General features: G+C 53.2%; 1 pseudogene. It reads right to left on the bottom strand.

Features of this window, described 5'->3' with window-relative positions:
* Positions 1 to 606: pseudogene (locus ACWKXT_RS24255) on the bottom strand (IS1 family transposase); the annotation flags it as partial.
* Positions 607 to 658: the final 52 nt, after the last annotated feature.

Here is a 658-nt window from a genome sequence, read left to right as displayed (position 1 = left end):
TTGCCAGATGTTGTCTCAGATTCAGGTTATGTCGCTCAATGCGCTGAGTGTAACGCTTGCTGATTACGTGCAGCTTTCCCTTCAGGCGGGATTCATACAGCGGCCAGCCATCCGTCATCCATACCACGACCTCAAAGGCCGACAGCAGGCTCAGAAGACGCTCCAGTGTGGCCAGAGTGCGTTCACCGAAGACGTGCGCCACAACCGTCCTCCGTATCCTGTCATACGCGTAAAACAGCCAGCGCTGACGTGATTTAGCACCGACGTAGCCCCACTGTTCGTCCATTTCAGCGCAGACAATCACATCACTGCCCGGCTGTATGCGCGAGGTTACCGACTGCGGCCTGAGTTTTTTAAGTGACGTAAAATCGTGTTGAGGCCAACGCCCATAATGCGGGCGGTTGCCCGGCATCCAACACCATTCATGGCCATATCAATGATTTTCTGGTGTGTACCGGGTTGAGAAGCGGTGTAAGTGAACTGCAGTTGCCATGTTTTACGGCAGTGAGAGCAGAGATAGCGCTGATGTCCGGCAGTACTTTTACCGTTACGCACCACGCCTTCAGTAGCTGAGCAGGAGGGACAACTGATGGAGATGGAAGCCACGGGAGCACCTCAAAAACACCATCATACACTAAATCAGTAAGTTGGCACCATT

Source organism: Enterobacter sp. UPMP701 (genome assembly GCF_053709515.1).
This window is presented reverse-complemented; position numbering and strand designations above follow the sequence as displayed.